Below are 24,032 nucleotides of genomic sequence, written 5' to 3' on the forward strand. Positions count from 1 at the left end.
TTTTACTGTCAATTTCTGGTGTACAAAGGGGCAAAGCCTAACATAGCCAATATTGGCTGAACATGGTTCTCAGGGCTCGTCCCGCAGAAAAATGATGTTACTAAAACCCATTTTGGTAAAGGCTTGCTGCCGGAAATTCTTTATAGCGGCTTTATCCTTCGCCGTTTTTGCTACCTGTTGCTCCATAGCAAGAAAGCTGCTTAAATCGATACCCTCTGCTGCCGCTACCGCCTCGTATAAATCAACAAAACGATCGTAACTAAAGGCAATAACCTTGCTGGTACCTTTAAAGGTATATTGTACTTGTCTTGCCACTTAACCTCCCTGCCTGGCAGGCCTGCGGCACAACCAGATTGAAAAACCGATCATAGCGCAGCCAATGCTTAAGCGCACTAAATCTGTATCGCGCTGCCAAATGATAACATTAACCAGTAGCCCGGCCGGAATAAGCGCATTGTTCATCACTGCCAGCATACCGCTCGATACCTGCGTCGCACCTTTATTCCAGCCATAATAACCAAGACCAGAAGCGATCAGTCCCAGCCACAACAGCACCGCCCAGTGCACAGTCGTGGTTGGATACTCAGCACTCCCTAGTAGCAACCAGGCAGGTAGTGCTACCAAGACGGCGCCGGCATAAAACCAGCCAAACAACTGATGCTGTTTAATACCCGGGTGGCGGGCCATCAACCTTTTATAGCCGACCTGGCCTAAAGCAAAACAGATATTAGCACCCTGCACTACCGCAAAGCCGGTCCAGTAATGTGCACTTACCGATTGATAGCGCATTAACGCTGCGGCCAACACGGCAATGAGCGCCGCTACAAAAAATTGTGGATTAAAGCGTCTGGCAAGCACGTCGTGTAACAAGGTAATGTACAACGGGGTAAAAATAGTAAAAACCAATACCTCTGCCACGGTTAACAGCAAAAATGACTGATAGTAAAACAGATACATCACACCCAGTTGCACCGCACCAAACGCCATAACCGGCCATACCAGGCGGGCAGCAAAACGATGTCTAAGTAACAAAGGGCTGAATAACAGCAGCGCCAGGGTTATCCGGGTTAACACGGCAAAATACGGGTCTACCTGCCCGGCCAGATACACGCCAATCAGGCTGAACGAAAAAGCCCACAGCACGGTGACACTGAGTAAATAAGCCATTATTGCTGCTGTTTAACCACAGGGGTGGCATACAATTTGGTCATCAGTTCCTGCGCTCCTGGCGGCACACTTTGCAATCGTTGTTGCCATTGCTCAATGGCTTGCTCGGTGGCGTCTGGCTTAGCATTACCTGCAGCCAGGGCATTGATCGGGTAACAGCGATAACGTTGCCAAATCTGCTGGTCAATCTCGGCGGCAGCAGCATCCGGATCATCTGGCAAAGCGCGCACAGGGTTAGCAAACGCGACATGCACTTTGCCTTTGTAACCCACTATGCCTTTAATAATGGCATCAATATCTTCAAATTCCGTTTTCTGATAGTTACCTTGGGTCTTTTTCTGCCAAAGTTCATTTATTTTATCGGTGTCGCAAGGATCGTACTCATAGGAGATACATACCGGCACGATATTCAGGCTTTGCAGATACTCACTGAAACTCAGGCCCTGTTTTTTTCCCTGCATGTAAAACATTTTTAAGATGGTCGGATCGGTCTGATCATTTCCGTCTTTGGCCCTTCCTTCACGTTGGGCAATCCAGACCGAATGCTGCTCGTCCAGAGAGTGTTTTATATATGCAGAGAGCTGGGTCAGGTTTTTCAGCATTTCGCGCGGCCCTTTCGCGCCGCGTTTCACAATAAAGCTTTTATTTAACTTCATTAATTCTGTGGCGCAAGCTTTGCGCAATAAATTGTCGCCTATAGCGATGCGCACCGTGGCAAAACCCTGTTGGTGCAAACACCAGTTTACCAGCGCCGGATCCATGGCGATGTCACGATGGTTTGATAAAAATAAGTATGGCTGCTTTGGGTCTAAATTTTCAAGACCGGAATAAGTGACTTTATCGGTCGTACTGGCAATCATTCGGTCCATAAAGCCGGCAACCTGCAATTGCACTGCCCTCACCGACTTTAATCTGGCCCAGCGCCGCTTTAACCAAAGTCGCACCAGCGGCGACAGTAACCAGCCAAAAGGTCCGGACAACCGCGGAAAACGATAATGCAGGATAGCCTGAATAAACTCACGGTCAGCAATTAAGCGCGCGATAGCCGGAGCGACTTCGTTATCATGATATGGCCGGATGTCGGCAAAAGGATCCTGCTCCACTAGTACTCAGTTCGGTTAGTTAAAACAGCGGCCTATTTTACTGAGTTAGCAAAATTTCACCAGTACAGAACGCATTTTTCTCATATAAGTGCGAACTCAGCAGTTCAATAACCAGATTAGGCCCACATAACGCAAATGGCCGCCAGCACAATAAACACCAGTCCCAGATGGTCATTTCGCACCAGCTTCTCTTTCAAAACAAAAGTTGAAATAAGTAGCATAAATACTACTTCAACCTGGCCGAGTGTCTTTACTAATGCAACCGATTCCAGACTCATCGCGGTAAACCAGCCAACCGAACCGATACAGCTACAGAAACTGACCAGCAACGTCAGTTTAGGTCGTTGCCATAATGCCAGCAATGTATTCCGGTCTTTCAGACTTAACCACGTTATAAGCAGAAAGGTTTGCAATACGATAACCAGCAGTAACACCCAGGCAGCACCATGCAAAAAAGGCAAGCCCAGCACCAGGCTGGCTTGCCTTACCCAAAGCGACGTTAATGCAAAGGCCAGACCGCTGCCAAGCCCTAGCAACATCACCGGCCAGGACAACCGGCGCAAACTGGCGCCACTTAATAAAAATACCGCAAAGCCCCCGAGCGAAACGCCTAACCAGGCTAATGGCGTTAGTGCTTCGCTAAAAAACATGACACCAAGCACCGCTGCCAGCACCGCCTCACTTTTGGCCAGGCCGGCGCCAATAGCATAGTTGCGCAGCATAAACAGCTTAACCATTAACGAGGTTGCCGGGATCTGGGCCAGCGCCGCACCAATAATATAGCCCGCAAAGTTACCGTTAACTTGTGGAAATGGTGCCGGTTGCCACTGGTAAAGTACCCATAAATACATCGCAGCCAATGGTGAGGCCCAGATAAAGCGCGCCAGAGTTACCCCCGCCACTTTTACTTCTTTGCTTAGTTGCTTTTGAAATGCATTGCGCCAAGCCTGCATAAACGCAGCCAGCAAAGTAAAGGGGATCCACAGCACAGTTGCAACCTAAAGACGTAAAGATGGCTATACTAGCAAGCAAGTGGCAGTTTTAATAGCCGCGCTTGGTAATAATGGTTATTGAACATACTTATGGCCGCCACTTAAAGCCGCCATTAAAAAGTCTTAACCATTCAATTTTCGACAATTGGCGAAAATTACTGCAGTTAGCGCATCGAGCATTGCTTTCTGGCGGGGAATCATTATGATACGCCCTACGTCGGTACGTAGCGCAGCTTGGTAGCGCACTTCGCTGGGGGTGAAGGGGTCGGAGGTTCGAATCCTCTCGTACCGACCATTAAATACCCACAAAAAAACCACTAATTTTAGTGGTTTTTTTGTTTCAGAAAGCAAGTTCAGCATATAATCCAATCATTATTTATATGACATCAGCCTCTAAAGTCGTCTTAATTGTTTTGATAATCTGTCAATTTTGCTATCCAACGCGCGAATGTCGGTATCGTATTTCGCTGATATTGCCGCTATCTCTTTTGACACGCTATCTTCCCACACAGCGCCAGCCAAATTATTATTAGCTTGGAGCTTAGACTGCCGCAATTTTGTAATTTCAATATCGCGCCGGCTTTGTAACCTGGCTTTTTGCCCTTTTAGTTTGGTTATTTCACTCTGCAAATCACGTTTTACCTGAGCATCCCTTTCCCTTGTCGGAGTTTCTGACGGGCGTTCAGTTAGCTGTGCGCGCTGCGGCGGGTTGTACTGGACATCAAACGGCAAAACCCAAATCAGGCTAATGAAGGCAATGATGAGTTTCATTAATACACCTTTAAATTCCTTTGATTGAACCAATAATAAACGATAGAACGTAAACAACCAGCAAGTCATATCCGTAACTAACCGATATTTTTTAACAGGAGTGCTCCATAATGCTAAAAACCGCCACATCCCTTTTGCTTGCTGCAATAGTTAACCTGGGCTTTATCGCGACAGCTGCGGCAGATACCTTTACCCTGCCGTCCTTACCTTACGCTGCTGATGCGCTGGCACCAGTGATAGATAAAGATACCATGCAAATACACCATGGTAAGCACCATCAGGCCTATGTGAATAACCTCAATGGCCAGGTTAAAAACTTTCCTGAATTAGCAGAGTTGCCACTGGAAGCCATTATGGCGCGGATGTCACGCTATAACAACGCGGTACGGAATAACGGCGGTGGCCACTATAACCATCAGTTGTTCTGGCAGGTTATGGCCCCACCAGGCCAGGGCGGTCAGCCTTCGGCTGAACTGCAAGCCGCGATTAACCGTGACTTTGGATCGTTAGTTGCGTTGCAAGAAGCGTTTAATCAGGCGGCTGCCACCCGCTTTGGCTCTGGCTGGGCTTGGCTTATTCTCGATGAAAACAACAAGCTGGTCGTAACGTCAACACCAAACCAGGATAATCCGCTGATGGATGTGGTTGATGTGCAAGGCACCCCGATATTGGCACTGGATGTGTGGGAGCATGCGTATTATCTGCAATACCAGAATAAGCGTGGTGACTATGCCACCGCCTGGTGGAAGCTTGTTAATTGGAATAAAGTAAACACGTTATTCAATACTGCCAGCAACTAAACTGTTTTTAATGCCATAGCCGCGGTGCTGCGTTACACTGCGGCTTTTTTATAGCTGGAATACCTTTATGGCACTTAAAGCGACGGTTTTTAAAGTTCAGCTGCAAATCGCAGATATGGACCGTAATTATTATCAGGATCACAGCTTAACCCTGGCCCAGCATCCATCGGAAAATGATGAGCGGATGATGGTGCGTTTATTGGCATTTATGCTTAACGCCTCTGACAGCCTGACGTTTACCAAAGGGCTAAGTGCTGAAGAAGATCAAGCCGAGTTGTGGGATTGCGACTTAACCGGCAACGTGAATTTGTGGATCGAGTTTGGCCAGAGCGATGAAAAATGGTTACGTAAAGCATGTGGCCGGGCGCGTCAGGTACAATTATTTTGCTATGGTGGTCGCAGTGTGCCGGTGTGGTGGAAAAATATTGAAGCTGCCTTACAGCGTTATCAAAACCTGCGGGTTATCGACATTCCTGAAGCGGCAGTAAAGGAAATGGCCGCATTAGTCAGCCGCAATATGCAGCTGCAATGCAATATCAGTGAGGGCCAGATTTGGTTATCTGATGCCACTCAGAGTGTGCTGATTGAGCCGGTAGTGCTGAAACACGGGCCATAACCGGCCTAGCGGACCACTGACAAAAGCTGGCGTTATGTTAATCTTGGATCAGATTCAGTTACCATCGGCTGCTGTTGCTGCTGGTCAATGAACGCCAGTAACGCCGGATACTCATCCAGCTCCAGCAGCTCTCGAAATAAAATCCAGTCAAGCAGGCTGTACAGTGCTATTGCCGGATAGTTCCAGTTCGCGAACTCAGCATTAGCGGCCTGTTGTTCCAACACATACATAGACGTGGCAATACGTTCACGCTGCAGGTTAAAAAATAGCTTGTCGTCGTTAGTATCCAGACCGCTGCGGCTGCATTGGTATAGCATGACCAATGAGTCATTTACAGCATTGATCACCGTCAGCTGATTCTCCTGATACCAGCTTAGCGCTTCAACTTTGACCGCGGCTTTGGTTTTCGCCACCAGGTAACGAAAGATCACCCCGGAATCAAAAATAACATTGCCATCAGCTACCAGCATAGGAACACGCAATGTAGGGTTCATAGCTGCCAGTGTTTCACGATCAGCACCTTCCAGAATATTAAGCCTGATAAACTCGCAGGGGGTATCTGCCAGAAACAGGCGGATCCGCCTGACGTAAGGTGAAGTTTGTGAACCGTATAATTTCATTGTGATTCCTTTAACGCTGTCGCGGTTCGGACCGCATTTAAATTAAAACCGGTAACCAGCATAGTCCCGATGATAACAATACCGGCCCCTGCCAAGGTGTGCCAGCCTATCGTTTCGTTTAGAAATAAGTGGCCCCACATTACACCAAACACCGGGATCAAAAAAGTGACGGTAAGGGTGGGTGTCGCACCAATATCCTGCACCAGCCTGAAGTACAGTAAATAAGCCACACCGGTGCAAAGCACACCTAATGCCAATACCGAGAGGAGCGTATGCGTTGCTGGTTGAGTTTCAGTCAGCGGTATAAACCACAACAGCGGCAGCAACCATAAGGTAGCACCCCACATATTGCCATGGGCATTTATAAAGGCCGGTACTGGCCTGGCCTGCCGGGTATACCAGGTAGCAATACCATAACAACAGGCGGCGCCTGCAGCCGCTGCGATAGCAGGTAATGCAGCGCTGTCTGCCACGATTGGATCGAAACCAACCAGAATAGCCACACCAGCAATCCCCAATAATAAACCTGCTACCACTTTGAACGTCATGACCTGCCTGAAAAACAACCAGCCAATGATCGCTCCCCACAACGGCGCGGTGGCATTTAGCACGGCCAGTAAAGATGCGGTTAGTGTTTGCGCTGCATAAGCAAACAACAAAAAAGGTAAGGCGGTATTAAAAAAGCTAAGCACCATAAAGTGGCCGGCATACTGACGAATAGGCAGACTCCGTCGATAGCCTATGGCCACCAGCGCCAGAAACAGTGATGCCAGCAACACCCGGCCAAACATTAACCAGGCAGGCCCAAGTTCAGGCACGGCAAGACGCATAAACAGAAAGGATGCGCCCCAAATTGCGGCCAGACTTAGTAAACGAATAATACTGGCAAACGCCACAGTACAGCTCCCTGCAAAAAAACTGAGTAAATCTCTAAAAATCAGCAATTATTTAACAGCATGATATTGCCAAGCTATGCAATTTTATTGCATAATAATCCCGCTTCATTTTTGCTTTATAGCTTTATGTTTTTGACCCACGCATTGTCGTGGGTTTTTTAATTTTAGTAAGCTGGCGTTACTTAGCCTTTGTCATCATGGCCAATCCGGCTGGCGTCAGCGCCGGTTTGCTGCCGGTATTTCGCGTCTGCCCGGGTGTTATAGGGTCGGTCCGCCGGGGTTGTCATTAACTCAAAGTTAAGCGCACCAATTTTCATATGCGGACGCAACGCCAATGGCAATTTTCCGCTGTTATAAAATTCCAGCACGATATTGCCCGACCAGCCCGGATCAATACGATGCGCAGTAACATGCACCATTAATCCTAAACGCGCTAAAGACGAGCGGCCATCGAGCCAGCCCACAATGTCTGACGGTAAGCGCACGGACTCCTGCGTGACACCCAGCGCTAACTCGCTGGGATGCAGAATAAAAACCTGATCATCTGCTATATAAATTTCATCGCTCATTACTGAATTAAGTGCAGCATCTACTTGCGCCCGCGGGCCACTCAGATCAATATAAGGAGCAGCATGGGCCTGAAATACTCTGAATTTGTTCCCCAGTCGGATATCAACGCTAACTCCGCTGATCATATCGACATCTGGCGCCGGGGTTATGCCTATTTTACCTTCAGCCAGGTAACGCTCTATATCGCGGTCACTCAATCTCATGCTTAGTCATCCGTTATTACAATTTCTACCTGTTGCGCGGTGGCGCCGGTGATATTAGTTAACATTTTGCCGCTGATTGTACGGTAAATCTCGGCAATTGGCTGCAGCTTTAATACTGCGGGTTCGCCCTGATCAGCATGTTCGCGAATTTGTCGCTCAAGCGGTAACTGACCAAGTACCGGTACCTGGTAACGCTCAGCCAGCCGCAGGCCGCCCGCGGTACCAAATATATCATCGGTTTCGCCACAATGCGGACACAGGTAATAACTCATATTTTCTATCAGGCCCAGTACCGGAATATTAACCTGTTTAAACATAGCAATGGCTTTACCGGCATCAGTTAATGCCACATCCTGCGGAGTAGTTACAATCAGAGCACCACTTACTTTCAGCTTTTGGGCCAGGGTAAGCTGAATATCGCCGGTACCCGGTGGCATATCAACAATAAGAATATCCAGCTTTGGCCATAAGGTCTCATTAATTAGTTGTAACAGTGCCTGACTGGCCATTGGCCCTCGCCAGACCGACGCCTGTTCCGGATCGACCAGAAAACCGATTGATTGCAAACTGATGCCAAACGCTTTTTTTGGGTTAAGGAGCTTGTTGTCTGGCGAGTCGGCTCTGGCACCGGCCAGGCCAAGCATTAACGGAATAGAAGGCCCGTAAATATCCGCATCCAGCAAGCCGGTACGCAGGCCCATGGTTGCAAGGGTGCTGGCCAGATTGACCGCCGTAGTAGACTTACCTACTCCGCCCTTGCCTGAAGCCACCAACACTATATGCTGAATATTGGCCATAACAGGTTCCGTTACCCGCAGTCCCTCCAACAGGGTATCGAGCGCAACTGTCTCTTCGTGGTAGTTGCTATCTGGTTTCGTGTCGCCCGATACTGCTGGCTGCGGTTTTATTGCCGATTTTTTTAACCAATTGAACATTGTTGCTCCAAACTAAGCTACAAACTATGCTGCAAAAGAAACTAATTCGCAGTTAACTGCGACAATTTTGCTGCATACGGTCTTTGGCGGATGCGATTTTAAGCTGGCTATTGTATCATTCAGCAATATTTTTTCAGTTATTTATGCAAAGAGCCCTCCCGATGTCGCAACGGAAAATTTTAATTACCAGTGCTTTACCCTATGCTAACGGCCCTATCCATTTAGGCCACCTGCTTGAATATATTCAAACCGATATCTGGTCACGCTTTCAAAAAGCCCGGGGCCACGAATGCTACTATGTATGCGCCGATGATGCTCATGGCACTCCTATTATGCTTAAAGCGCAGCAACAGGGGATCGCGCCGGAGCAAATGATTGCCCAAACTAAAATTGAGCATGAAGCCGACTTTGCCGGTTTCGCCATTGGTTTTGACAATTATTATTCTACCCACAGCGAAGAAAACCGGCAGTTTGCCAGCCTGATTTATCAGCGACTGGATGACGCGGGCCATATAAAACGTAAAACCATCAGTCAGTTGTATGACCCACAAAAAAATATGTTTTTGCCGGATCGCTTCGTCAAAGGAGACTGCCCGAAATGTGGTGCACTTGATCAAAATGGTGATAGTTGTGATGTCTGTGGTGCCACATACAGCCCCACCGATGTTAAAAACCCGCGCTCTGTTGTATCAGGTGCCACCCCGGTATTGAAAGACTCCGAACATTACTTTTTTGATTTGCCGGCGTTTAGCCAGATGCTACAGGACTGGACCCGTAGTGGTGCCCTGCAGGAAGAAATGGCTAATAAATTACAGGAGTGGTTTACCGATGGCCTGCAAATGTGGGATATCAGCCGCGATGCCCCCTATTTTGGCTTTGAGATCCCAGGCGCCCCCGGTAAGTTTTTCTATGTCTGGCTGGATGCACCTATCGGCTATCTGGCCAGCTTTAAACATTATTGCGATAACAACAATATAGATTTTGACAGCTTCTGGCGGCAAGACTCCAGCGCTGAGGTTTACCATTTTATTGGTAAAGATATTATTTATTTTCATAGCTTGTTCTGGCCTGCCATGCTGGAAGGCGCCGGTTTCAGAAAGCCCAACGCAGTTTTTGCGCATGGTTTTGTTACCGTAAATGGCGCCAAAATGTCTAAGTCTCGCGGCACCTTTATTAAAGCCCGTACCTACCTGGATAACTTAAATCCGGAATATTTACGCTATTATTTTGCCTCTAAGCTAACATCCGGCATTACAGATTTAGATTTAAATCTTGAAGATTTCACCCAGAAAGTAAATGCTGATTTAGTCGGTAAAGTGGTGAATATTGCCAGTCGTTGTGCCGGCTTTGTTAGTAAGCGCTTTGACGGAAAACTGGCAGCAAGCATTGCTGAACCCGATTTATTACAAGAATTTGTTAATGCGGGTACCAGCATTGCTGACAGTTTTGAAAAGCGGGAATTTGCCAGAGCCATCCGCGACATTATGGCATTGGCCGATAAGGCAAATCAGTATATTGATAACAAGGCGCCCTGGGTCCTGGTAAAAGACGAAGCACGCCAACAAGAAGCCCATGATGTATGTTCAATGGGCCTGAATTTATTCCGGGTATTAATGCATTATTTAAAGCCGATACTGCCGGTAATGGCGCAAGAAGTAGAAGCCTTTTTAAATACAGAACTCAGTTGGCAGAACTATCAGACCCCACTGCTTAACCATAGCATTAACCCGTTTAAAGCGTTAATGCAGCGGGTTGACCCGTTAAAAGTAGCCGCTATGGTGGCTGATTCAACCGAAAGCCTGCAACCTGCAGCGCTAAACCAGCCGAAAGCTACACCGGACAAGGCAGCCCCGGCAGCGGCCACCAACGAAGCGACAACCTCGCAACGTAGCGTTCGCGAACCTATCAGTGAGACCATCAGTATTGACGACTTCGCTAAAATAGATTTGCGGGTGGCTAAAATCATTAGCGCCAATGCCGTCGAGGGTGCAGATAAACTGGTGCAATTGCAGCTGGATATTGGCGAAGGTGAAACCCGTCAGGTATTTGCCGGCATTAAAGCGGCTTACAAGCCTGAAGATTTAGTAGGCCGAAGCACCGTTATGGTGGCTAATCTGGCTCCTCGTAAAATGCGCTTTGGTCTGTCAGAGGGTATGGTACTGGCAGCCGGCCCTGGTGGTGGCGATTTATTTATCTTAAGCCCAGATGATGGTGCACTTCCGGGTATGCGGGTAAAATAAGCCAATGCTAAACCCAATGCGCAGTTTCTCGTCATTATTTGCCACAACCCTGATCATGGTGTTAGGGGCTGGCCTGTTAACCACTTATCTGGGGTTATCACTGGCGGCTGACGGTGTTGCGCAGCTGTGGATCGGCGGCATGATGTCAGCTTATTATCTGGGATTGGTAGTAGGCTCGAAACTGGGTCATAAACTTATTGGCCGGGTTGGCCATATCCGAACCTTTGTCGCAAGTGCCGGCATGGTGACGGCCTCTGCATTAGGCCACGCTTTAACCGATGATCTACAGGTATGGCTGGTATTACGCCTGATGGTAGGTACCGGCATGATGTGTCAATACATGGTGCTGGAAAGCTGGCTTAACGAACAGGCTGAAACGAACCAACGGGGGACCGTATTCGCCAGTTATATGATTGTCTCTTATGTTGGGATGGTTGGCGGCCAGACCGTGCTATCGTTTTTTCCTGAACTCGGCTTACAGCCTTTGCTATTGGTTGGCATTTGTTACGCGCTGTGTATTGTACCTATAGCATTGACGAAACGGATCCACCCAGCGCCGTTACATCCTGCGCCATTGAAAATTCTACCGTTCTGGCGTCAGGTACCGCAATCACTGACGACCATACTGATGGCCGGCGGGATCTCAGGCTCATTCTATGGTCTGGCACCGGCATTTGCGGCTGGTTCTGGCTTGTCGACAAAAGAAATTGCGGTATTTATGTCAGCCACCATTTTCGCCGGATTACTGGCTCAGTGGCCCATGGGTAAGCTGTCGGATAAAATACCGCGCAGCCGGCTGTTACGGGTAAATAGTGCGTTACTTGGACTCATCGTACTTGCCATGGCGGCTCTGCCGATAACAGGCCCACTGTTAATTGGCATGACCTTCTGCTTTGGCATTCTGGCATTTACCCTTTATCCACTGGCCACGGCGCTGGCCAATCAACATATAGACGCCAACGAGCGAGTGGCCTTGTCCGCAACAATATTGTTAACCTTTGGCATTGGCGCCACCATAGGCCCATTGATCGCGTCAGGGTTAATGCAGTTATTGGGTAACAGCATGTTGTATGGCTATATGTCACTTGCCTGCCTGGTTCTGTTTATCCGGCTGCAGCGGGTTAATTACAATCAGAAAATGGCCAAACGTATGTTGTCTCAACAATCATCGTCTGATTACCAGGTAGCATCAGGTGATTTAGTGTCATCGCCTTTGGCTGCGGCACTTGATCCGCGGGTCGACGAGGATTTAGTGCAACAACAAATGCGGGATGATGCGATCCCTGCTGCAGAGAATGAGTCAGAGCACGTTGCGAAGCCTGCGGATACTGCTGAAAATACAGAAAATACTGATGAAGACCCATTGGACGCAAAAGATAGTTCATTGTCAGAACAAAGCTCTGCGCCAGTGAAACCAAATTAACGGCTAGTTTTGATTTATCACCGCTTTATTCCACAGGTTCTGATTTTTGGAGTAAGAAAAATATTCTCTCGGGTGCCAGCATTTAGGTAACAAAGCCATAGTTTTGCGCTCTTCAAAATTAGAGACCAATTTACTTAAAATCTCCAAAAGCCGCTCCTCAGTGACCCGCTCCAGCTTTTTCCGGGCCAGTGGATAATATAAATTATTCTCTACACTCACCACACAGCCCTGAGCAGACACATTATAAGTCAGATTACGGGTAACCATGCGGCAGATTGGCATCTTAGGGTCCTGTGGATATAAACCGGTTACAATGGCATATTCGTAACGATCTAAATCCTGACGATCTGAATCTTTTGGAATATAGGTTATACCAAACCCCTGCGGAAACACCCCGGAGATCTGAAGCAAGCCAGATACCGCTACCGGGCTGTAAACGCCCTTTTCCACCCCTTTTTCCAACACTAAACCGACTTTTGGTAATGATTCGTAGCTATAGTTTGCTTTAGTCGACAACACCACCGAAGTATAGATTTGCGGTATTTTTAATAAGTTTCCAACACCATGCTCAGGCTTTATGGCATTTTTCAGCAGAAATATCAGCAACGCCTGCTTTTCACGCTCAATTTGCAAATACCTGTCGCGTTGTTCTTTGGAGTTCCCCTGATAAACTCCAATACCAATTGCCTGCACCACAAAATTTAAGCTTTCCCGATAACTGATTTTTAAAAGCTCGGTTCGCTCGTCATTTTCCAGCACCCTAAATTCATCCAAATCGCCAACAGCGCCTTTAAGAATAAGTTGTGCGTCGGGGTGGCAACTACCAATATCCTGCAGCAGAGCCGCCATCAGCAAAGGTACTTGCACATCGTCTCGAAACGGTTGATATTCGTCCTCAGCAGCAGTCTGCTTAGCAGCCTGATAACGCTGAACAATAAAGGGTTGGGTTATTTGGTTATCGAGTAACAACCGCTCTAGTAAACGAAGGCTGAGCAGTGCTTTATAGAGATGCTTACTTTTTTGATTTGTTGGCGCGATATGCTTACCAACAGTCGGTGACATCAGCTGAATTGTGCCTAGCATCTTAGCGGTCTGAATATTGGTTTCGTCATAAGAATCGCTTTCAGACAGGGCCAGAATATCCAAACATAAACGCCGTAACGATTCATAACGAATTAGCTTGTCTTGCTGTTGCTGATTATTGAATAATTCCTGCTCGTTTTGCACCTGTTGCAGGTTTCGCTCGATCAGCGCCTGGTCGCCTTTATTAGCCTGGGCTTGCCGGTTCTTAAACAGAAATACTTGCTGCTCAAGCTCGGCCTGTTGCTGTTCCCGTTCAGCAGCGCCTCTAAACCATAGTGTTGCCTGCTCAAACAACGAGTCGGCTACCGGTGTATCGTCGTAAATTCGGTTTAACAGGGCTTTGACCGCTTTTGTAAAATTGGATTTACCTACAGTTCCAATTGACATTGTTCGTATTTATCCTTATTTGCTTACCCTGAGCAACACTATACATTGTCGCCCCATTTAAGACTTTACAATGTCAACACCAACTTGCCAATATTAATATTATTAATCATTACGTTATGAGCATCTTGTGCGTTTTCCCAGCTATAGCCTTCACTAAGCAATGGTGACAATCGGCCATCTTGCATATGTGAAGCAAAAGCCTTAGTAAAGCTGGCTGTTAATGTTGCTTTATATTCATTACTTCTGTTTCTAAGGGTGCTGCAGAGCAGCTGGCCTCGTTTCTTAAACAGCGGTGCCATGTCAAAATGCTCAATCATCCGTCCGCCCATCAGGGCATAGACAATAATAACGCCATCGACGGCTAAAACTTTAATGTTATCTTTAATATAAGCACCAGCAACAGGATCAAGAATAATATCAGCACCTGCTGGCCAACATTCTGCCAACTCATCGGAAAAACGGCGTTGTCGATAGTTTATGGCGATATCAGCACCGAGGTGCAAACAGGCAGCGGCCTTCTCTGGCTGACCAACCGTAACCGCTACGTTAGCTCCCGCTAACTTCGCTAATTGAATGGCGCTGGTACCCACACCACTGGCGCCCGCGTGCAGCAATACTTTATTACCCGACTGCAAGTTACCCAGCGTAAAGAGTAACTGATACGCGGTTAAAAACGTTTCAGCGGCTGCTCCGGCTTGTTCCCAGCTCCATGTTGCTGGCTTTTTGATCGCATGATTGGCTTGCAACAGGGCATACTGAGCATAACCGCCGCCGGCGACAATACCAAACACTTCTACTCCCATCCACTTTTCATCGGTTTGTGTAGCAACCTGCACCACAACACCGGCAACCTCGAGCCCAAGAATATCGCTCTCGCCCGGTGGTGCTGGATAATGCCCCTGGCGTTGCATTAAGTCTGCACGATTAACCCCGGCTGCTTTTACTTGTATTAACAGCTGGCCGGCGGCAGGCGTGGGCACGGGTTGCTGCTCTATCAACAGAGTGCTGTTTTTACCCGGTTGTTGCACAGCAATAACCTGCATTAGCGGAGGAACATCTGCCATAACACCTCTAATTGTCAGCCGCTGACAGTTTTTACTTTAGCTTTGCTGTCAGCTTCTCTAAAATGCGGTTTTTAGTCTAGCACAGTGTAACCAAACGAATGAGCAAGCAAACTGCAAGTCCGGCCATAATTCTGGCCCCCGGTCGGGAAAAAGCATTGAAACGGCAACATCCCTGGATTTTTTCAAATGCCATAAGTCAGGTTATTAGTACCCCTAACAGTGGAGACATTATTGATGTGCTAAGCAGTAAGGGAGAATGGCTGGCAACTGCCGCATACTCTCCCCGCTCGCAGATCCGCGCCAGAGTTTGGAGCTTCGTGCAAAACCAGCCAATAGATGAAGCATTTTTCTTAAGCCGTCTGGACGACGCCTGGCAGTTACGACAACAGCTGTTTAATCAAAGCACTACCAATGCTGTCAGACTCATCGCTGGCGAATCTGATGGTTTGCCCGGCATTACTATCGATAAATACGCCAATGTATTGGTCTGTCAGTTATTATCGGCCGGCGCCGAGGCCAGTCGAAAGCCTCTGCTGGCAGCCCTGATTAAACGGTTTCCTGAGCACAGCATTTATGAACGCTCTGATGTCGATGTCCGCAAAAAAGAAGGGCTTGAGCCAGTAACCGGCTGGCTTCATCTGCCCCGGGAGGACGGTGAGGTTGTTATTCAGGAACATGGTATGGCATTGCTGGTTGACGTTATTAATGGCCACAAAACCGGGTTTTATCTGGATCAGCGGGCCAGTCGTCAGGCAGTAAAACGCTATGCCAAAGGTAAAACCGTTTTAAACTGCTTTAGTTACACCGGGACTTTTGCGGTGGCGGCATTGCAAGGCGGCGCCAGTAACGTCACGAATGTTGATTTGTCTGAGCTGGCGTTAGCAACGGCTGAGCGCAATGCCAGTTTAAACCAGCTGGATTTGAGCTTGCTAGAGCAAAGCAAAGCCGACGTATTTAAGTTGCTTCGACAATATCGGGAACAAGGCCGCCAGTTTGATCTGGTGATCCTGGATCCACCAAAATTTGCCGACAATAAGTCGCAAATGGCAGGAGCATGTCGCGGCTATAAAGATATCAATATGGTAGCAATGCAACTGGTAAAGCCTGGTGGTTTACTCTTTACCTTTTCCTGCTCAGGCTTAATGGAAGACAGTCTGTTTCAGAAAATAGTTGCGGATGCCGCTTTAGATGCCAAGCGGCAATGTCAGTTTTTAGAACGCCTACAACAAGATAGCGATCACCCGGTGCTCAGCACCTTCCCTGAGGGCCATTATCTGAAAGGGCTTATCTGCAAAATTGCCTGATACAAGCAATTTTGCTAAAAACTAACCTGCTGAGAAAAGTGGGTTAGTTTAATTCCATAAACGCCAGGCCAATCTGATAGCCATCTTCGCTTTCCTGTGCGCACCTTACCACTTTGGCGGTGGCATCGAGTGGCGGGATACTGGCATTGTTAGATTCCAGGCGCACTTTGATCAACGTGCCCATCTCTAACGGTTCGTCAATGTCAACTGACATACCCGAGGCACTAAGGTCACGACAAACCCCATCTATAGTTCGGCCTGCTTCAGGATCATTTAACAGTAACTGCACATCTGCATTTACCATCATTCTGAAATAATGCCGTCCATCGCCTTTTGTTAACATAACTTTCCCCTGTCAATACAACAATACTATTTATAGAACTTTCCTAACGGTGTGTAAAGTACCATCTGGTGCCAGCGGCTTCAGAGATAATCGACCACCGGCTAATTTTTTAACTCTGCTACGGCATGCAGTATACGCTTTACCGACACCGGATAAGGCGTGCCTAATTGCTGAGCATGTAGTGATACCTTAAGTTCCTGCAACATCCAGTAAATGTCCTGCAGTGGCGCGGGTACAATGGCTGCGCCAGCGTATTTTCCCAATAAGTTGTTATAAGCATCTGCTGCTTTTTGATACTCATGCATCAATAACCGGTCTCGTTGTGGATCAACCGGTAACTTTTCCAACCGTTTTAACATGGCTTGTAAATAGCGGAGAATATCGGCTAACCGGGCCGCACCGTGGCTGCTGACAAAACCTTTAAAGACTAATTCATTCAGTTGCTGCTTAATATCGCCCTGTGATTGAATATGCGCTAAATCCACTTTGCCTTTTAAACGCTTCTGGATATCGTGGCCAAGCGTTAAAATTTGTTCAACCTGCAATGCTATGGCCACGACTGTATCACCCAGTTCGGCTCTGACTTTTTCGCGCAGCACATTAAATTGTTGATCAGTGGTGGGCAAAGCATCTTTTGCAATCAATGCATCAACACCGGCAGCTATGCAGTCGTCAATTAGCTCCAGCACCCGGCCAAACGGATTAAAATACAAACCTAATTTTGCTTTATTAGGTAACGACTCCTGCAAGTACTTGACCGGTGACGGCACGTTTAGCAGTAGTAAACGCCTTAGCCCCTGTAACGTCACTTGCCTTGCCTGTTGCGGATTATCTAACAGCTTAATTGAAACCGAATCGCGCTCGTCAACCAGGGCTGGAAACGCTTTAATTTCGTATCCTGCCTGTAATTTAACATACTCTTCTGGCAGGGTTCCAAAGCTCCACTGCGTCAGGTTTTCCTGTTCAATGCCCTGCTCGGCTACCTGACTAAGACTTTGTTGCACCTCGCCTTGCAAACCCTGCTTTAACACCGTCAGAGACCGGCCTTGTTGCAGCGTTTTACCGGCTTCATCCACTACGTTAAAGTTCATGGTTAAATGCACAGGTATAGCGAATAAATCCCAGGCATCATCCGGGATCGTCACGCCCGACATTCGCTTTAAACGCTGACTTACCACTTCAATGAGTTTGCCTTGCTCGGGCGCTATTAGCTGCATTAACGCATCAGCATAGTTTGGCGCCGGCACAAAGTTTCGTCGATACTGCTTTGGTAGCGCTTTGATTAACGCCACCAGCAGTTCATGGCGTAGTGCCGGAATAAGCCAGTCAAAACCGCTGTCCTCTATCTGATTGAGTAATGCCAGCGGTATAATGACACTAATGCCATCATCCGGCTCGCCCGGTGCAAAATGATAGTTCAGCGGCAAGGTGACGTTACCCTGATGCCAGCTCTCAGGAAACTTATCGGCCGTAATATCGCTGGTATCACGATTAAGCAGACTGTCGGGATCAAAGTTTAAAAAATCAGGATCAGCTGCGCGTTGCTTTTTCCACCACTTTGCAAAATCGATGCGGTTATTTGCCCACTGTGGGATTTTCTCTGCATAAAAGGTGGCCAGGGTATCTTCATCAACCAGAATATCCCGTCGACGCGATTTTTCCTCCAGTGCCGTCACATCGTCAATTAATCGCTGGTTAAAACTCAAAAATGCGTCGTTAGTGCCTAACTCCTGATTAACCAGTGCCTCGCGGATAAAAATGCTATGAGACACCGCTTCATCTATTTTACTGTATAGCACGGCCCGTTTTGGCACGATAACCAGGCCATAGAGCGATACTTGTTCAAATGCTACCACCGCACCACGTTTTTTCTCCCAATGCGGCTCGCTGTAACTACGGCTGACTAAATGAGCTGCCAGTGGCTCAATCCACTCTGGTTCAATTTTTGCCAGACTACGGGCATAAAGTTTACTGGTTTCCACCCATTCTGCCGCCATTACCCATTTGGGCTTGCGCTTGAACAGGTGACTACCCGGAAAGGCATAAAAGCGCGTTTGCCGTGGTCCCAGGTAATCGGCCTCTGTATCCTTAAATCCCACCTGTCCGAGTAAACCGGTAAGCAATGCACTATGCAATTGCTGATAGCCTGGCGGGCTGCTATTGAGGTTAAGCCCTTGCTCTTTTGCTAATTGGCGTAGTTGGCTAACTAAATCCTGCCACTCCCTGACGCGCAGATAGTTCAAAAATTCCTGGCGGCATAACCGCCTGAATTGATTATTGCTCAGCTCATCCTGCTGTTGTTGCAAATATGCCCACAGTTTTAACCAACTGCTGAAATCCGAGTCGGGATCGGCGAAGCGACTATGGCATTCATCGGCTTTCTGTTGCTTGTCCAGCGGCCGTTCGCGCGCGTCCTGAATTGATAGCGCTGCAACAACTACCAGCACTTCCTGCAGCGCCGCAGTGCTGCTTGCCGCCACCACCATCCTGGCCAGCCGTGGATCGATAGGTAGTCGGGCGAGTTGTTTGCCAAGAGCCGTTAAGCTTAATTTTTGTTTGCCACGCTGGGGCTCTATTGCACCGAGCTCTTCCAGCAATTTGATACCGTCATTAACAAAACGGCTATCTGGGCGCTGTAAAAACGGGAAAGCGTCAATATCGCCAAGCCCCAGAGCCAGCATTTGCATGATAACGGAGGCTAAATTGGTCCGCAGGATCTCCGGATCCGTAAACTCCGGCCGACCAATAAAATCTTCTTCGCTGTACAACCGGATACAAATACCTGCGGCCACCCGGCCACATCGTCCCTTGCGTTGGTTGGCACTAGCCTGGCTAATGGCCTCGATAGGCAGTTGCTGTACTTTTGAGCGGTAGCTGTAGCGGGATAACCGCGCCGTACCAGGGTCAATAACGTAGCGTATACCCGGCACCGTCAATGAGGTTTCAGCAACGTTCGTTGCCAACACTATTCGCCGTCCGGTATGGCCCTGAAATATCCGGTTTTGTTCTGCAGCACTTAATCTGGCATATAGCGGCAATACTTCGGTGTGGGGTAGCTTGAGCTTCTCCAGCGCATCGGCAGTATCCCGTATTTCGCGTTCACCGTTTAAAAAAATCAGAATGTCGCCTGGCGGCTCCCGGTACAATTCTTCCACCGCATCAAAAATGCCTTGCAACTGATCGGCATCTTTATCCTCTTGCTCAGTAAACGGACGGTATCGGGTTTCCACCGGATAGGTACGGCCAGACACTTCAATAATCGGCGCATCAAAAAAGTGTTTTGAGAAACGTTGCGGGTCAATAGTGGCCGAGGTAATAATCAGCTTTAGATCCGGCCGCTTTGGTAACAACTGCTTTAAATAACCCAATAAAAAGTCGATATTGAGGCTGCGCTCGTGGGCTTCATCAATGATGATAGTATCGTACTGATTTAAGAAGCGATCTTGCTGCATTTCCGCCAGCAACACCCCGTCTGTCATCAGTTTTACCAACGTCTGATTTGTGGTGTGATCGCCAAAACGGATTTTATATCCGACCTGCTGGCCGGCCTGACAATTAAGCTCCTGTGCTATGCGATCCGCAACACTTCGCGCCGCCAATCGCCGTGGTTGAGTATGGCCAATAGTGCCGGCTACGCCGCGCCCAAGTTCAAGGCATATTTTTGGTATTTGCGTGGTTTTGCCCGAACCCGTTTCACCAGCAATAATGACCACCTGGTTGGCAGCAATGGCAGCTTTAATATCCTCTTTACTGGCAGCAACAGGCAACTCCGGCGGGTAACTAATCGCTGGAATAGCGGCTTGACGCTGTTGTCGCTGGACCACAGAACGCTGAATATCCGCCGCTATTTTTTGCAACACCGGTTGCAGTTCGGCGTTCCCGCTGATTTTTTTACAGTTCGCCAGGCGACGACGCAGCCTGAATTGATCCTGCAGCAGGCAATCGTTAAGTTGGGAATATAAAGATGAAACAGTTACTATGGGCTCAACAGACAAAATAACACCCTCAGAAATCAGAGGGCGTTATGCTACCAAGCTAGCGGGGTTTAGGTCTAGCGTTATACAACGCGTCGATAGTGAGAATGTAATTCTTTGTCAATTGCAGCTAACACGTCAGACCGGGTAATAATACCCAGTAATCCGCCATTATCATCCACTACCGGATAAAGCTTGGGCTTTGTTTTAAGCATCATCTGGGCTAGGTCGATAATGCCGTCATACGGCTTTACTGTTAATACCTCAGCGTTCATCACATCGCTGACCCGGGCTGATTGCTGATCATGGTAAGTTGACATCAGCATTCTGGCCAGACAATCCTGCTCAGAAACGAAACCGACAATTCTGTTGCTGGTGTCAACGACGGGCCCACCGGTCTGGCGGCCTTTAATCAGCAAAGCCACTGCCATTTCAACCGGCATATCAACCGTAAACGTTACCGGATGACGATGCATATAGTCAGCTACTTTCAGTAAGTCCATACGTTCCCCTCTAATCCATCCAACTTAAGGCTGCACCTGTTAATTAGTCTAGCCAATAATGATTTAATTGCCCGCTTTTTCACTTTCATCGGCGAATATTTCAATTACTGTACCAGCCTGGTCACGCTTAGCCCGATACATTCCTGGCGTGTTAAATGCCCAGCTAAGCTCGCCCTGTGCATCCACTACAATAACACCACCGGTCCCGCCTGCTTGTAATAACTCTGCAATAACTTCTTTGGCGGCCAGCGCTGCATTTTTACCCTGATATTTAACCCTGGCACAGATATCTGACGCCACATTGTAGCGAATAAAATACTCACCATGGCCGGTGCCCGAGACGGCACAACTGGTATTGTCGGCAAAGTTACCTGCGCCAAGTACCGGAACATCGCCCACCCGGCCCCAACGTTTCGCGGTCATACCACCGGTTGACGTTGCTGCAGCAAGGTTGCCTTTACTATCAATCGCAACTGCGCCAACAGTGCCCATTTTCCAGTTTGGATCAGGCACAATTGCTGCCTGATGTGGCAAGGGTTGCTGGGCCTGCTTGGCCCGCTTTAATGCTTCATAGCGAAACTCGGTATTAAAATAGCGGTTATCTACTTGCTCTAACTGTTGGGCGAGTGCAAATTGTTCTGCGCCCTTGCCCGTTAACATGACATGATCAGATTTCTCCATCACCGCGCGGGCAAGTAAAATTGGATTTTTTACTGTGGTAACACTGGCAACCGCACCGGCATTCCGATCGTGACCTGTCATTATGGCGGCGTCCAGTTCATGGGTTTCATCCCAGGTATACACCGCGCCTTTTCCGGCATTGAACAAGGGGGAATTCTCCAGCACGGTAACAGCAAGCGTTACAGCATCCAGGCTACTGCCCCCTGCAGCAAGTAATTCATACCCTTTGTTTACAGCCTCAGCTAAGGTAGCTTCGTAGTGTTTTTGCTGCTCGTTGCTCATCTGACTGCGTTCAATAGTGCCGGCGCCGCCGTGTATAACGATACCAACAGGCACATCAGCAACCGCATAACTTGCAGTAACAGCCGCCAGACTCAACGAGACAGCTTGTATTAGTGTTAACTTCATATCGAGAACCTTATCTTATTTGTTGTCTTTAAGACTATGCTGCCTTAGCCAATTAGTCGAAGCTAAACTCGATAAAACCGCGTAGCACTGCGACAAGCGCTCAGATATTTTATAGCACTTAACGGATGCAGCCAGATAGCAACTTGCTATAATGTCTGAAATTTTTATCGCAAAGTATCTACTTATGACCGATGCCAGTCTGTATTTTTATGATTTTGAAACCTGGGGCGCAGATCCAAAACGCGATCGTCCCGCGCAATTTGCGGGTATTCGTACTGATTTGGAATTAAATGTTATCAGTGAGCCCGACGTGTGGTACTGCCAGCTGGCAAATGATTATTTGCCCCATCCGCAAGCGGCGTTAATTACCGGACTTACCCCGCAACTTTGCAATAAAAAAGGCCTGAGCGAAACCGATTTTATGCAGAAAATAGCGGAACGGTTTAGTGAAGCGAACACCTGCGTTCTGGGTTATAACAGTTTGCGCTTTGATGACGAGGTAACACGCTACAGTTTATACCGTAATTTTTATGAGCCGTACGGCCGGGAATGGCAACATGGTAACAGCCGCTGGGATTTAATTGATGTGGTTCGCGCGTGTTATGCGCTGCGACCAGAGGGTATCAACTGGCCGCTTCGTGACGACGGCAGCCCAAGCTTTAAACTGGAGCATTTAACCGAAGCCAATGATCTGACACATAGCAAGGCACACGATGCGTTGTCAGATGTGTATGCCACTATCGCTATTGCAAAGTTAATTAAAGAAAAGCAGCCTAAACTGTTTAGCTATTTATTTGAGCTTCGTAAAAAAAATAAGGTTAGCGAACTGATAGATGTGGCAGGGCTAACACCACTGGTGCATGTGTCGTCTAAGTTTCCTGCAGGCTCAGGCTGTGTTAGCTGGATAGTGCCACTGGCCTTTCACCCTACCAACAAAAATGCGGTGATTTGCTACAATCTGCAGGCTGATCCTAAACCGTTACTAGATGATGATCTGGCAACGCTCACCACCAAACTTTATACCCGCAGTATTGATTTGGCCGAAGGTGAACAGCGGCTTGGCTTAAAATTAATTCATTTAAACAAATGCCCGGTGCTGGCTAATGCTAAAACACTCAGTGTCGAGCGTGCGACTGAACTGGGTATAAACCGCGCACAATGCCTTGATCATCTTGAATGGTTTAAACAACATCGGCAGTTGCAACAAAAAGTGCTGGATTTATACCAACAACCGTCTGATTATCCGAGTGAAACCAATCCAGATTATCAGCTTTACAGTGGTTTTATCAGTGATGCAGATAAACACAAAATGCAGCAGCTGCATAGCTTGCCCCCAGAGCAACTAGGCATAAATGCCCCACTTTTTGCTGATGAGCGCTTAAACAGTTTATTGTTTTTGTACCGGGCACGGAACTATCCACAAAGCCTGAATGATACTGAACAGCAAAAATGGCAACGCTATCGAACTGATAAACTGATGCATGGCGTGGACAATCCCAACCTGACCATGGAAGCCTTCAGCCTGGTACTGGAGAACCTGGCACATGAACATGCCAGTGATGAGCAAAAAATGAAGATTTTAAAAGCATTGTATTTGCATGTACAAAATTTGTAACGCAAGCTTACATCAAAGAACAATACAGTAGATCTCAGCAAATTAAACAGCCCTTCTCGATATCAATATCGAATGGCGACAAAACTGCCGGGAGCAGTTTTGGACTGCCGCAGGCAGGTCACAATGGGACGAGCCCCAGGGATGGGGCAAGCAATGCCACCAGCACAGCGCTGTGGCTGGCGTGGGAGTGTCGTACCAGCGGTGTACTACATTGCTCAGCCCATCCCTGGGGTCGCCCTACTCTCGCATGGCGACTAAAACGCCGGGAGCGTTTTAGGACGTAGCGAAGCGACGGCCCGAAGGGCGAAATACAGGGAAGTGTTTCGCAATGCCA

General features: G+C 48.0%; 21 protein-coding genes and 1 tRNA gene. 7 read left to right on the forward strand and 15 right to left on the reverse strand.

Going from position 1 to position 24,032, the window contains the following annotated elements:
• Window positions 1-69: 69 nt before the first annotated feature.
• From B2X65_RS15040 to B2X65_RS15055, 4 genes are all read right to left on the reverse strand, one after another.
• Window positions 70-315, reverse strand: a complete 246-nt coding sequence (locus tag B2X65_RS15040) for a DUF2960 domain-containing protein (protein WP_290613969.1) — start codon at window positions 313-315, stop codon at window positions 70-72.
• Window positions 316-1,167 carry an EamA family transporter gene (locus tag B2X65_RS15045; RefSeq protein ID WP_290613971.1) on the reverse strand — a complete coding sequence of 284 codons (852 nt, stop codon included), beginning with the start codon at window positions 1,165-1,167 and terminating at the stop codon, window positions 316-318.
• A complete protein-coding gene (locus B2X65_RS15050) occupies window positions 1,167-2,270 on the reverse strand; it encodes a 1-acyl-sn-glycerol-3-phosphate acyltransferase (protein WP_290613973.1) in 1,104 nt (367 codons plus the stop codon). The genes B2X65_RS15045 and B2X65_RS15050 overlap by 1 nt, the downstream gene beginning before the upstream one ends.
• Window positions 2,271-2,386: 116 nt before the next feature.
• Window positions 2,387-3,259 (reverse strand): DMT family transporter, encoded by an 873-nt coding sequence (locus B2X65_RS15055; RefSeq protein ID WP_290613975.1) that lies wholly within the window; start codon window positions 3,257-3,259, stop codon window positions 2,387-2,389.
• A gap of 221 nt (window positions 3,260-3,480) precedes the next feature.
• Here B2X65_RS15055 and B2X65_RS15060 point away from each other — a divergent pair.
• Window positions 3,481-3,557: transfer RNA gene (locus B2X65_RS15060), tRNA-Pro, on the forward strand.
• A gap of 98 nt (window positions 3,558-3,655) precedes the next feature.
• Here the strand turns inward: B2X65_RS15060 and B2X65_RS15065 are convergent.
• A complete protein-coding gene (locus B2X65_RS15065) occupies window positions 3,656-4,033 on the reverse strand; it encodes a hypothetical protein (protein ID WP_290613977.1) in 378 nt (125 codons plus the stop codon).
• 107 nt (window positions 4,034-4,140) lie between these two features.
• Between B2X65_RS15065 and B2X65_RS15070 the strand changes: the two genes are divergently transcribed.
• Both B2X65_RS15070 and B2X65_RS15075 read left to right on the forward strand, forming a co-directional pair.
• The gene (locus tag B2X65_RS15070) at window positions 4,141-4,833 is read left to right on the forward strand and encodes a superoxide dismutase (RefSeq protein ID WP_290614005.1); all 693 of its coding nucleotides are present in this window, start codon (window positions 4,141-4,143) and stop codon (window positions 4,831-4,833) included.
• Window positions 4,834-4,900: 67 nt separating this feature from the next.
• A complete protein-coding gene (locus B2X65_RS15075; RefSeq protein WP_290613979.1) occupies window positions 4,901-5,449 on the forward strand; it encodes a YaeQ family protein in 549 nt (182 codons plus the stop codon).
• A gap of 32 nt (window positions 5,450-5,481) precedes the next feature.
• On the opposite strand, the gene B2X65_RS15080 is transcribed toward B2X65_RS15075, so the two are convergent.
• From B2X65_RS15080 to apbC, 4 genes are all read right to left on the reverse strand, one after another.
• The gene (locus B2X65_RS15080; protein WP_290613981.1) at window positions 5,482-6,069 is read right to left on the reverse strand and encodes a glutathione S-transferase family protein; all 588 of its coding nucleotides are present in this window, start codon (window positions 6,067-6,069) and stop codon (window positions 5,482-5,484) included.
• On the reverse strand, window positions 6,066-6,965 hold the full coding sequence (locus B2X65_RS15085; protein WP_290613983.1) for a DMT family transporter: 900 nt from the start codon (window positions 6,963-6,965) through the stop codon (window positions 6,066-6,068). The genes B2X65_RS15080 and B2X65_RS15085 overlap by 4 nt, the downstream gene beginning before the upstream one ends.
• Before the next feature lie 182 nt (window positions 6,966-7,147).
• Window positions 7,148-7,738 (reverse strand): dCTP deaminase, encoded by a 591-nt coding sequence (gene dcd, locus B2X65_RS15090; protein ID WP_290613985.1) that lies wholly within the window; start codon window positions 7,736-7,738, stop codon window positions 7,148-7,150.
• A gap of 2 nt (window positions 7,739-7,740) precedes the next feature.
• Complete coding sequence (gene apbC / locus B2X65_RS15095) at window positions 7,741-8,673, reverse strand: iron-sulfur cluster carrier protein ApbC (protein ID WP_290613986.1); 933 nt, start codon at window positions 8,671-8,673, stop codon at window positions 7,741-7,743.
• A gap of 161 nt (window positions 8,674-8,834) precedes the next feature.
• Here apbC and metG point away from each other — a divergent pair, with 161 nt between their 5' ends.
• Together metG and B2X65_RS15105 are read left to right on the forward strand one after the other, a co-directional pair.
• Window positions 8,835-10,913: a methionine--tRNA ligase gene (gene metG, locus B2X65_RS15100; RefSeq protein WP_290613988.1), complete on the forward strand. Its 2,079-nt coding sequence runs from the start codon at window positions 8,835-8,837 to the stop codon at window positions 10,911-10,913.
• A 4-nt stretch (window positions 10,914-10,917) separates the two neighbouring features.
• A complete protein-coding gene (locus B2X65_RS15105; protein ID WP_290613989.1) occupies window positions 10,918-12,336 on the forward strand; it encodes an MFS transporter in 1,419 nt (472 codons plus the stop codon).
• Window positions 12,337-12,339: 3 nt separating this feature from the next.
• Here the strand turns inward: B2X65_RS15105 and B2X65_RS15110 are convergent, their stop codons facing one another.
• Both B2X65_RS15110 and B2X65_RS15115 read right to left on the reverse strand, forming a co-directional pair.
• Window positions 12,340-13,806: a hypothetical protein gene (locus tag B2X65_RS15110; RefSeq protein ID WP_290613991.1), complete on the reverse strand. Its 1,467-nt coding sequence runs from the start codon at window positions 13,804-13,806 to the stop codon at window positions 12,340-12,342.
• Between the two features lie 65 nt (window positions 13,807-13,871).
• On the reverse strand, window positions 13,872-14,870 hold the full coding sequence (locus B2X65_RS15115) for an NAD(P)H-quinone oxidoreductase (RefSeq protein ID WP_290613993.1): 999 nt from the start codon (window positions 14,868-14,870) through the stop codon (window positions 13,872-13,874).
• Window positions 14,871-14,968: 98 nt separating this feature from the next.
• Between B2X65_RS15115 and B2X65_RS15120 the strand changes: the two genes are divergently transcribed.
• A complete protein-coding gene (locus B2X65_RS15120; protein ID WP_290613995.1) occupies window positions 14,969-16,174 on the forward strand; it encodes a class I SAM-dependent rRNA methyltransferase in 1,206 nt (401 codons plus the stop codon).
• A gap of 43 nt (window positions 16,175-16,217) precedes the next feature.
• On the opposite strand, the gene B2X65_RS15125 is transcribed toward B2X65_RS15120, so the two are convergent.
• From B2X65_RS15125 to B2X65_RS15140, 4 genes are all read right to left on the reverse strand, one after another.
• Window positions 16,218-16,517, reverse strand: coding sequence for a PilZ domain-containing protein (locus tag B2X65_RS15125; protein ID WP_046559155.1), 300 nt, complete (start codon window positions 16,515-16,517; stop codon window positions 16,218-16,220).
• Between the two features lie 101 nt (window positions 16,518-16,618).
• On the reverse strand, window positions 16,619-20,512 hold the full coding sequence (gene hrpA, locus B2X65_RS15130) for an ATP-dependent RNA helicase HrpA (protein ID WP_290613999.1): 3,894 nt from the start codon (window positions 20,510-20,512) through the stop codon (window positions 16,619-16,621).
• Between the two features lie 62 nt (window positions 20,513-20,574).
• Window positions 20,575-20,994 carry a CBS domain-containing protein gene (locus B2X65_RS15135; protein WP_290614000.1) on the reverse strand — a complete coding sequence of 140 codons (420 nt, stop codon included), beginning with the start codon at window positions 20,992-20,994 and terminating at the stop codon, window positions 20,575-20,577.
• 63 nt (window positions 20,995-21,057) lie between these two features.
• Window positions 21,058-22,083, reverse strand: coding sequence for an isoaspartyl peptidase/L-asparaginase family protein (locus B2X65_RS15140; protein ID WP_290614001.1), 1,026 nt, complete (start codon window positions 22,081-22,083; stop codon window positions 21,058-21,060).
• Window positions 22,084-22,267: 184 nt separating this feature from the next.
• Here B2X65_RS15140 and sbcB point away from each other — a divergent pair, with 184 nt between their 5' ends.
• Window positions 22,268-23,698: an exodeoxyribonuclease I gene (gene sbcB / locus B2X65_RS15145; protein ID WP_290614002.1), complete on the forward strand. Its 1,431-nt coding sequence runs from the start codon at window positions 22,268-22,270 to the stop codon at window positions 23,696-23,698.
• Window positions 23,699-24,032: the final 334 nt, after the last annotated feature.

This window comes from Arsukibacterium sp. UBA3155, assembly GCA_002364615.1.
In the GTDB taxonomy this organism is placed as follows: domain Bacteria; phylum Pseudomonadota; class Gammaproteobacteria; order Enterobacterales; family Alteromonadaceae; genus Alishewanella.